The organism is Janthinobacterium sp. UMAB-60, assembly GCF_900095235.1.
GTDB lineage: Bacteria > Pseudomonadota > Gammaproteobacteria > Burkholderiales > Burkholderiaceae_D > Janthinobacterium.
Window position 1 is genome coordinate 1 of record NZ_LT607511.1, and the last position, 10,107, is coordinate 10,107.

The 10,107-nt window shown below is 50.0% G+C and carries 7 protein-coding genes; 3 read left to right on the forward strand and 4 right to left on the reverse strand.

The features are described 5' to 3' along the window. Window positions 1-113: 113 nt before the first annotated feature. The 3 genes from K0F86_RS26920 to K0F86_RS26930 form a co-directional block, all read right to left on the reverse strand. Window positions 114-458, reverse strand: coding sequence for a DUF1840 domain-containing protein (locus K0F86_RS26920; protein ID WP_141171650.1), 345 nt, complete (start codon window positions 456-458; stop codon window positions 114-116). 180 nt (window positions 459-638) lie between these two features. Continuing rightward, window positions 639-1,184, reverse strand: coding sequence for a hypothetical protein (locus tag K0F86_RS26925; protein WP_257572407.1), 546 nt, complete (start codon window positions 1,182-1,184; stop codon window positions 639-641). A gap of 64 nt (window positions 1,185-1,248) precedes the next feature. Then, the gene (locus K0F86_RS26930) at window positions 1,249-2,532 is read right to left on the reverse strand and encodes a YifB family Mg chelatase-like AAA ATPase (protein WP_257572408.1); all 1,284 of its coding nucleotides are present in this window, start codon (window positions 2,530-2,532) and stop codon (window positions 1,249-1,251) included. Between the two features lie 208 nt (window positions 2,533-2,740). On the opposite strand from K0F86_RS26930, the gene K0F86_RS26935 reads away from it, so the two are divergent. The 3 genes from K0F86_RS26935 (at window position 2,741) to K0F86_RS26945 (ending at window position 8,144) form a co-directional block, all read left to right on the forward strand. Further along, the gene (locus K0F86_RS26935; protein WP_219137184.1) at window positions 2,741-4,444 is read left to right on the forward strand and encodes an ATP-dependent endonuclease; all 1,704 of its coding nucleotides are present in this window, start codon (window positions 2,741-2,743) and stop codon (window positions 4,442-4,444) included. Beyond that, window positions 4,437-5,870 (forward strand): UvrD-helicase domain-containing protein, encoded by a 1,434-nt coding sequence (locus tag K0F86_RS26940; RefSeq protein WP_219137185.1) that lies wholly within the window; start codon window positions 4,437-4,439, stop codon window positions 5,868-5,870. Before K0F86_RS26935 ends, K0F86_RS26940 begins: the two co-directional genes overlap by 8 nt. A gap of 534 nt (window positions 5,871-6,404) precedes the next feature. Continuing rightward, the gene (locus tag K0F86_RS26945) at window positions 6,405-8,144 is read left to right on the forward strand and encodes a retron Ec67 family RNA-directed DNA polymerase/endonuclease (RefSeq protein ID WP_219137186.1); all 1,740 of its coding nucleotides are present in this window, start codon (window positions 6,405-6,407) and stop codon (window positions 8,142-8,144) included. 818 nt (window positions 8,145-8,962) lie between these two features. Here K0F86_RS26945 and K0F86_RS26950 read toward each other — a convergent pair. Next, window positions 8,963-9,946, reverse strand: coding sequence for a hypothetical protein (locus K0F86_RS26950; protein WP_219137187.1), 984 nt, complete (start codon window positions 9,944-9,946; stop codon window positions 8,963-8,965). Window positions 9,947-10,107: the final 161 nt, after the last annotated feature.

Consider the following 10,107-nt stretch of genomic DNA (forward strand, 5'->3'; position numbering starts at 1 on the left):
TTTGCGCCGATGATAGTGCTGCAACCAGTGTGAAAGTAGGTTATCGTCAGGCTTGTTATATAAAAAAACCCCGCTAGATGCGGGGTTTTTTTTCGTCTGCAGCATTCATCGGACTAGATGCCCCAGGTGATGCTTTCACCTTCCGCCTTGGCCGAGCGCAGCATCTCCATCAAAGGATAGGCGCGTTGCGAAAAATGTACTTTTTGCGCGCGCGCATGTGCGCCCGATTCGCCATCTTCCAGCGTTTCCGGCGTATGGGTATCGTGTTCGATGTCATTTTCCGGATGCAGTTTGCTTTCCGCGACTTCTTTTTCCAGCAGGGCCAGGGCATCGCCTGCTTCCGTTGGCGTAATGACGCCGCGGGTGGGATTCTTGTGCAGGATGTCGAGGATACGCTGGGCATGTTCCTGGTACATCAGCACTTCAGGGGAGGATTTGGATTTGAATGAGATCAACATAGGGGCTTTCTGAGACTTGTTGTTAGTGTCGAAACAATATCACGACTTGAAATATCGCACAGGCCGTTCGATTGCGCGGATGGTACATTTGCGAGCCGGATAGGGCCATGTGTTGGACAACACACGTATTTACAAGGGCGGCTGTTCCAGGCAGCTGCCTGTTTAAGCGATCGCTAAGTCTCAATCCAGTTTCACCGAGTCCATGAAGGTGTCGATGGTGTCACGCGACAGCTTGCGCTCCTCACCGAGAATGATGATCTGGAAGATGTGCTTGTCCTGTGCCACAAAACGGCCGACCAGCAGGACAGGCTTGCCTTGCTGCGTGCCGCTGGCCTCGATGCTGAGCGAACTGCGCTGATGTATTCCGGCAGCAGTGCTGCTGGCTGCCGATGCCGATTTTTCGCTGCGCACAGTGCCGTTGATATTTTTCAACAAGGCAGTCTGCATGGCGGGCAGGGCCGCTTGCGCCTGTTCTGCGCTGTCGAGCACGGCGCTGCCGATGGCGAAGGTATTGCCATCGACTTCGCTCGCCGTCATGCTCAGGCTGACCTTCTTGCCATCGAGATCGATCTCGCGCGTCAGCACGGCCGGCTTGCCCGGAAACAGGGCCGTGAACTGGGCGTCGGGGCTGCGATAGTCGCGCCAGTCGAATTTCGGACTGCAGGCGGACAAGACGCTGACGGCCGCGAGCGTAGACAGAAAGAGGGCGAGTGATGGTTTTTTCATCAGCAGATGGTAGCAGCGCCGCCAATCACGCGCAATCGCGCACATGTGGCGTTCATTGCACTCCTTACATTTCACGCAGCACGCGCCGGTACTGGATCGCTTCGGCAATATGCGGCTGCGTGATGGCGGGACTGGCCGCCAGGTCCGCGATGCTGCGCGCCACGCGCAATACCCGGTGGTAGGTGCGTGCCGACCAGTGCAGGCGCGCCATGGCACCATGCAACAATTGTTCGCCATGTGGCTCCAGGCGACAATGCTGTTCGATTTCCGTGCTGCTCAGGCGCTGGTTCGCTTTCCCTTGGCGTGCCAGCTGCAGGGCAAAGGCTGCCGCTACCCGCGTGGCGATGCACTGCGTGCTTTCGCCGGCGCCTGCGTGCCGCCCCAGCGCCGCCGGTGGCATGGCGGCAACTTCGATTTGCAGGTCGATACGGTCGAGCAGCGGGCCGGACAGGCGATTGTGATAACGGAGCACGGCATCCGGCGTGCAGCGGCAACGGCCGGAAGCATGCCCCAGGTAGCCGCACGGGCAGGGATTCATGGCGGCGATCAACTGAAAGCGGGCAGGAAACTCGGCCTGGCGGGCCGCACGCGAAATGCTGATGACGCCCGATTCCATGGGTTGGCGCAAGACATCGAGGACCCGGCGCTGAAATTCGGCGATTTCGTCGAGAAACAACACACCGCAGTGTGCCAGCGAGATTTCTCCCGGGCGCGGCACGTTGCCGCCGCCCACCAGGGCCACGCCGGACGCCGTCTGGTGCGGGGCGCGATACGGCCGTCGTTTCCAGTGTTCCACCTTGAAGTGGCCGCCCAGCGAATGCACGGCAGCCGATTCCAGCGCCTCTGCATCGCTCATGGGCGGCAGCACGCCGGGAAAGCGGCTGGCCAGCATGGTCTTGCCCGCTCCCGGCGGCCCCACCATCAAGACGTTGTGACCGCCCGCGGCCGCCACTTCCAGTGCGCGTCGCGCCTGCTGCTGCCCCTGCACATCGGCAAAGTCGGGATACGCAAAAGCGTGTGCTGCCAGCACGGGCTGATGGCGTTGCAGGGCCGTCTGGCTGGCGGGCGCGGCAAAATGCGCGCAGACCTCGAGCAGGCTGTGGGCGGGATAGATGCAGGCATCGCTGACGAGAGCCGCCTCGTCCGCGTTCGCTTGCGGCAGGATGAAGGCGCGCGGTGTGCCCGATTGGCTGCGCTGCATGGCAAATGTCATGGCCAGCGCACCGCGGATCGGGCGTAGCTGGCCCGACAGCGACAGTTCGCCCGCGAACTCGTAGTGGTGTAGTTGGTTGCCCGGCAACTGGCCGGAGGCGGCCAGGATGCCCAGCGCAATGGGCAAGTCGAACATTTCGGTGTGTTGTTAACTATTAATACGAAGAAAAGCTTTATAAATCAACGTAGTTTCGTAGTTAACGTTTTCGGTTGTCAATTCGCGCCAGATAGGAGCTACTCAGGCTTGTGAGATTTCGCGTATTTTTCAGATACGCAAGATGTTACCCTCTACGCTCACCGGCCAAGTTCGGCCAGATAATTTCAAAAATTGAGGATTCCGCTGCGTGAAAATTAGAAGAATAACTATTAAGAACTTTCGCGGCATTAAGGAGCTTGAATGGAGTTTGCCACCGACCGATATTTTTTGCTTGATTGGTAAGGGAGACTCTTCCAAGTCAACGATCTTGGAGGCCATTCGCTACGCCTTCTACCCTCAATGGAATCCCACTTTCACTGACGCAGATTTCCACCAGTGCAAGCCTGAGGATACCATCGTCATTGAAGTAACCTTTGGTGACTTGATTTCCGATTTCTGCTCGTTGCAGAAATATGGCAATCATCAACGCGGCTGGGATAAGGCAACCCAGACACTCGTTGATGAAGAGGCGGATCACCTAGAGGCGGTACTGACGGTTCGCCTGACTGTTGGCAAGGACTTAGAACCCAAGTGGGTCATATTCACTGATCGCAGCCCTGAAGGCGTGCCGTTCAAACAAACAGATCGCAACAAGGTCAGCGTGGGGCTGATCGGCGCTTACAGTGAGAGGCAGCTATCGTGGGCAACAGGTACGGCTCTGGCGAAACTGACCGAGGCCCAAAGCCTAAACGATCTCCTAGCTACAGCTTCCAGGACCGCCCGCACGTCGTTGGACGTCGATCGCCTCGTGACGCTTAAGAATTTTGACGCTGCTGCGGAGAAGTCGCAAAAGATAGCCAAGCTCCTTGGCGTGCCGGTCAACACCTCGTATCAAGCCCACCTAGATTTAAATTCTATCAACCTGAAGGTAGGGGGCTTGGCCCTACATGACGGCGACATACCGCTGCGTCAATTAGGTTTGGGTTCGCGGCGCATGCTCTTGTGCGGGATTCAACAAGTAGGTTTGGACGATGGCCACATCACCTTGTTTGATGAGGTTGAGTTTGGCTTGGAGCCGCACCGAATTTCTCGCCTCATCAAGCATGTGCGGGAAGACAAGCGAGGGCAATATTTCTTGACGACGCATTCTCCTGTTGTGCTGCGTGAGCTTACCATCAGTGAACTCTATGTTGTCCACAGCAAGGCCGGGGTCGTCAAAATTATTCCTGCCTCAAGCGACAGCCTGAAAGAGCACGAAGTCCAAGGAAAAATTCGTTCAAGCGCGGAAGCATTTCTGGCTAAGAAGGTAGTGGTCTGTGAAGGCGCCACCGAGATTGGATTTCTAAGGGGTTTTGATGACTACCATTTAGCGAAAGGTGATGATCCCATTTCCTATCATGGTGTGGCCCTGCTCAATGCAGCGGGCGGCAGCAAAGTTAAGGCAATGGCTAAAGCTTTTCACTCGCTCTGCTATCAAGCATGCGTGTTTGCCGACGCCGATGCAGACGATCAGTTCTCCCCTGCTGATAAGGCTGAACTGGAAAAACTTGGTGTGCCCGTGTACGTATGGGACGATAAGCTGTCGTTGGAGCAACGGATCTTCCAAGATTTGCCATGGGCCAGCGTGCTTGCCAGTGTAAAGCTTGCTCAAGAATTGGGTTATGTAGTCCACAACCAGATTCATTCAAAGTTTCAAGAGGACTTGGACAAGGACATGGGGCTTTGGAAAGACACTGTGAAACTGCGAGCGGCCATTGGCTTAGCTGCGAAGAAGGGGGAGTGGTTCAAAGATATTACCCGAGGCGACAAGTGGTTCTCCACAATAACCCCAGCGTTTGCAGATCCTGATTTTTCAAAAAAGGACACGGCTTTGAAGCTTGAATTGCTGTGGAAATGGATGTCTAATGTCTGACGACCTGGCAATCACGTTAGGTAATTGCATGGTCAAAGGATATGTGATTGCCCCAGCTGGTTACGGCAAGACCCATCTGATTGCCATGGCTGTTAAGGCTGCCAGTAAGCGGCAACTGGTCTTGACGCACACGTTCGCTGGTGTGAATTCAATCAAGGCCAAAATGGCCGCTCTCAAAGTGCCAGCTGCCCTATATCAAATAGACACAATCGCGAGTTGGTCGTTAAAACTTTGCTTGGCTTATCCCAAGGGTTCAGGTTGGAACATTGACGCACCATCAAGCAAGCAGTGGGACAAGCTCTATGAGTCCTGCACCGGCCTGCTCACAAATGCGTTTATACGGCACATTATTTTGTGCAGCTATGCTGGCGTCTACGTGGACGAATATCAAGACTGTTCCGACCTTCAACATACACTTGTGTGTAGGTTAGCCGACATCCTGCCTTGTCGTGTCCTCGGTGATCCCATGCAGGCTATTTTTGACTTTGACAATGGCCAGAAGCCGGTCGACTGGGATGTTAGTATTTATCCTTACTTTGAGTGTCTTGGGAAGCTGGAGACACCATGGCGATGGGAAAATGCTGGAGCGCATTTGCTTGGCGCCTGGTTAAAAAAGTCCCGTGAGAGGCTGGAAAAAGGTCTGAAGCTTGACTTGGTCAACGATGTGCCGTTTAGCGTAAAGCGTATCTACGCTGACCCCGACTTCCTACCTCAAAAACAGCACACCTCACTCATGAAGTTGTTTGCTAGCGATGGCTCAGTTATCGCTCTTCATGGGGGCGACCAACGGTTCAAAGAAAAGACGCATGCACTAGCTCGAATGTTGAGCGGGAAGTTCTCGTCTATTGAAGAGGTTGAAGGCAGGGCACTTCATTCCATCATAAAAAAGCTTGAGAGTTCCAAGAATTCCAAGGTGGCCTTTCTTCATGCGTTGGATTTTGCTAAGAAGTGTTTCACAGGAGTAAATAATGCTCTTACAGCAGGCACAAAAAAGGGCGAAGTAGCCAATCAGATAAAAACGACGAAGTATCCAGTTATGTTGAAGGCTGCTAATCTTTATCTGGGTGACCCAAAAACGAAAAATCTGATAGCCTTCTTCATGGAGTTGATGAAGAATCCAGAAACTTCACCTTATAGAAGGGACTTATTCTACCGTTTCCTGCATGTTTTGAAAATGCACATCGATGGTGAAGGCGACACCCTTATTGAATCAGCAGAGCTCTATCAGCGTGATATGAGGCACTCCGGCAGGCCAGTCCGTCACACGAAGCTCATTGGTACAACGTTGTTAGTGAAAGGTTTAGAGTATGACCATGTAATTATTTTGGACGCCGATAGTCTTGATGCAAAAGACTTATATGTTGCCATGACCCGTGGTGCAAAATCTTTGACTATCATTTATACAGGCAATCCACTTCCTGCCTAAGAGCGCCTAACAATATCTACTAATTGCTCGAATGGAAACAAGGCCGTGCTGACCTTGCCAACGACGACAACCGGCTGCCAGACGCCGCAGTTCAAGATTATATGGAGCATACTTACTTCAATCGGATGAATTCTCCTGGCGCTTGCTGTCGTGGCGCTTGCCCTTGATGCAATCGACATGCGAAAGGTATTAGCTTCGCTATTTTACGAGCCCATGCAACGGTGGGCACAAGCTACGTTATTTCGCTTGTGCCAATATTAAGTGCTTAGAGTGACAATTCCCCTACATTGAGAAAATTGTGCAGCGAGCAGTTCTCCAATACTTCCGTATAACGAAGTGCATGTATTGACCAAGCGCACGTTTTCACTGTATCCTCTGAAATGGGTCTACGGATAGATTTTTTGTCGCGCTTCGCGGCAATGGGAAGTAATGTAAGGGGAGATTGCCCTCGTCATCGTAGCAATATCCGTGTATCGCTCGCTCTGCCAAAGAGTATCCGTAGTACCCTTCCAAACAATATATCTTTTTGAAAATATGAGCCGACTTGCAAGTCTAAAAAGTGCAACCTCACTGCATGACTTGGGGCATATATTAGGTTATACATCCAAAGGCCTTGCGTACATATTGCATGGCGTCCCTGATACAGCCAAGTACTCAGAATTCACTATTAAGAAACGCTCAGGTGGTTCACGGGTAATCAGCGCGCCTATTCCAGAATTAAAGCGGTTGCAACAACATCTTGCGAGCCTTTTAAATGATTGTATGGTTGAATCGGATGCGAATAGAGGCGTTGTAAATACGCTTTCTCACGGATTTCGACCAAAACATTCAATTATGACGAATGCAGCAATGCATCGAAAACATCGTTATGTATTCAACCTCGATCTAAAAGATTTTTTTGATACGATTAATTTCGGGCGTGTTTGGAAATTTTTTGAAAAAAATAGAGAGTTTGGATTAAATACGGCTATGGCCAGAACGATAGCGCAGATTGCGTGTCATAAAGGTACATTACCCCAAGGCAGCCCATGTTCACCCGTAATATCTAACCTAATTGCTCACATTTTGGACATTGCAATGGTTCAACTTGCAGCAAAGGCAAAATGTCACTATTCACGATATGCAGATGATTTGACGTTTTCCACAAACGAGAGCGAATTTCCAGGGCTTATAGCAACTAGGATTGGGACGACGACTGAATGGGCGATAGCACCAAAAGTCGTACGCGAAATTGTGCGATGCGGATTTCAGGTTAATCCTTTGAAAACCCGCATGCAATACAAGACCCGTCGTCAGGACGTGACTGGAATCGTTGTAAACACTAAAGTTAATATACGGTCAGAATACTCTCGTGATGTTCGCGCCAAAGTGTCGTCATTAATCACGAAAGACACTTTTTCCATAAATAAGACTTTTCGTAACGATACTGGGGCATGGACGACCGAAACTAAGGACGGTACAGACGCTCAGCTAAGGGGAATGTTAAGTTTTATTGATTCGGTTCGCCTATTTGAACGACGGCGAAATGAACAGATTCCTCCGGAAACTCACATTCCTAGGATTGAACTTAAAGAAATGGACGGCTATTTGCGTGTTTACCGTGCATTTCTCCTATTTACACAATTTTATAGGCCCGTTCGGCCTTTAATAATATGTGAAGGGAAAACCGATAACGTATATGTGCGATGTGCACTGCACTCGCTAGCGGACGCGCATCCAATGCTTGCTAAAACTACCGGAAAAATTTCAGAATGTTTAATAGATTTTTTTAGTTATTCAAAAACTTCAGATAGGGTTTTACATCTCGCGGGTGGAACAGGCGATCTGGGAAATTTTATCGCTAACTATGCAAATGAATTTTCGCGATTTAAAAAAATTGATTCACGTAACCCTGTCATAATTCTAATTGATAATGATTCAGGGTCGAGTAAAATATTTTCCGTAATTAAAAAGGTAACCGAAAGCACCGTTAATGTCGACGGTAGTCTAAAATTTTACCCAATTAAAGACAATTTATACGTAGTGCCCATCCCTAAAATCGGTGGAAAAGAAACAACCATTGAGCATTTTTTTACTAAAAAAATTCTTGGCACGAAATTAAATGGAAAAGTCTTTAGTGGAACTGATAAATTCGATCCAGCAACGCAATATGGAAAACATCTATTTGCTGAATATGTTATAAAAAAAAATAAAGACGATATTAATTTTTCAAAATTTAGCATTATTTTAAAAAACATTGAAGATGCCCTCAAATTTCATTATGGAATGCCTTAGTGCAATGCTATCTCAAGGTGTCGGTTCCCAAATTTTTACCTGAGCATTGTCCCGATTCATGGATCCAAATTCTCAGCTTTTCGTCTCCGTAGAGTTCTTAACCGCGCATTTGACTTGGTAACTTTCGCTTTGGGGGAGCAGAAGGTTTCTGAAAATCGCGTAACATCCGCCCACATTTCCATTGTTTCACTGGAATAAATTTAAGTTGTTAGTGAGCGACCAGAACTACGGCGCGATAGGTGCAAATAATGATATTGGGCACGTTGCTGTACCAGAAGAGGGCAGAATTGGCGTTTACGTTCTCCCTAAAGAACTGTTGCCGAGACGTCATTGGTTGCCAACCTTTGCTCTGCACGAGTAGGCGCACGCTACCTGATTGTCCAGAAAAGGTGACCTGAAAGTGTCTGCCTCACTGATCTGAATGATCACGTTTGCCAAAATTTGCAGTTCTCACGACGTTGCTGTTTTCATGACTTGCCCGGAGAGATGAGTTCTCCATAAGTAACATTTCGTTGATGCTCGCCAGTTTTGCAAGCTGGGAGCGGATTTCATCTAGTTCACACCGTAGCTCGGAGTTTTTACTCTTTTGCACTAGCAATTCGGACTGTTTACCATCCCGTTTCTGGCGACTAGAAGCACCTTGCTTAACGCGAATTAGCTCAGCTATTGAGGGATAGTGATTGTGGATCAGGGCTGCAGATACTCCTACCTCTCGCGCAACGGACGAGACAGTTAGGCTCTTCGCGTTGGAGTGGGAGCGACCTCGTTCAATGCGGTGGACTGCCAGGCGCAACTCCTTTTCGCGCACCCCAGCCGTCTTACGTGACGCCATGATCAACTTCCGTATCATGGCCGAGGTGTCTCAGAACTTTAATACATCGGTTCAAGTCATGCGACACTCTGGCCCTGCCCCCAGGTCCGATCTCATCTAGGTCTTGTAGCTCGCGTAGTTGGTCGTGTAAGCCTTGATATATGTGTCGATGCGCTAAGCCAATGACAGCATTGTCACAGCCATCCCCGCATCTTGTACGCTCGAGATCGTTGCCGATACAGAGGTTGTCGGCGGCGGTACACCAAGCATGGCCGTTACTTCGGATCGGTGTGCTTTGCGCAATGGAGCGAATCATCGCAGATCTAGACTTGAATATCGTAATAGGTTCACTGCGGTTACGCCAATCCACTAGGCTCTGTCCGTATCCGCCGGCAAGTGGCTGTCGTTCGTCAAGCCAAGATGAAACGGTCGCAAACTTGATGTCGTCGAGTTCGTCCTGGATCTCCAAGTACAGCGTCATTTCTTGCGATTCATTGAGGGCATATCTCAGGGTCATATCAAGTGACCAGTGTTTGAAATGTTCACGTAGATAGCGCAGATCTCCGAATTGACTCCTAGCTACATAGTTCGCGAACTTCCGCCGAAACTGATGAGTTGCAAGTGGCCAAGCTAAGCCACAGGATTCAGTAAATTCCTTCAGGTCTTGGTTCATAGAAGCTACTATTATGGTGCGAACAAGGTTTCCGTTGCGCATATCGAGACCGACAAATATCGATCCGACATGATCCATGGCCTCGGCTCTTCGAATGTCGGTTGGATCTTCGTTTTTGTGACGCTCAATCTCTTGATTTAGGTGGTCTTGATATGGCTCAGACCACCTCTCAAGTAATGATATTGCCTGGACCACAGCATAAGGCACCATCCACTCTGTTTTTCCCTCATAGGTTTTCGATGACTTAGTACGAAGCCACCAGTAGCGCTCACCATCGGCCTCGGTGCTGTAATAGCAGCCTTTCTTCGCATTTGCCAATTCGTGGAATCGACATCCGCTAAGGCTAGCCGCAACGATGTAACATGCCGTCCGGATTAGCCTGAGTTGTTTCTTGAACTCTCGATAGCCAAGGAACCCTGTGAAATAGCCCCTTGATTCACCAGACACAGCCTATGCGTTATTCTTACGGATAGGAATAG

Excerpts from the sequence above, each read along its gene's own strand:
- K0F86_RS26945 (WP_219137186.1), top strand. The coding sequence starts at position 6,405 with ATGAGCCGACTTGCAAGTCTAAAAAGTGCAACCTCACTGCATGACTTG.
- K0F86_RS26930 (WP_257572408.1), bottom strand. The coding sequence starts at position 2,532 with ATGTTCGACTTGCCCATTGCGCTGGGCATCCTGGCCGCCTCCGGCCAG.
- K0F86_RS26920 (WP_141171650.1), bottom strand. The coding sequence starts at position 458 with ATGTTGATCTCATTCAAATCCAAATCCTCCCCTGAAGTGCTGATGTAC.
- K0F86_RS26940 (WP_219137185.1), top strand. The coding sequence starts at position 4,437 with ATGTCTGACGACCTGGCAATCACGTTAGGTAATTGCATGGTCAAAGGA.
- K0F86_RS26925 (WP_257572407.1), bottom strand. The coding sequence starts at position 1,184 with ATGAAAAAACCATCACTCGCCCTCTTTCTGTCTACGCTCGCGGCCGTC.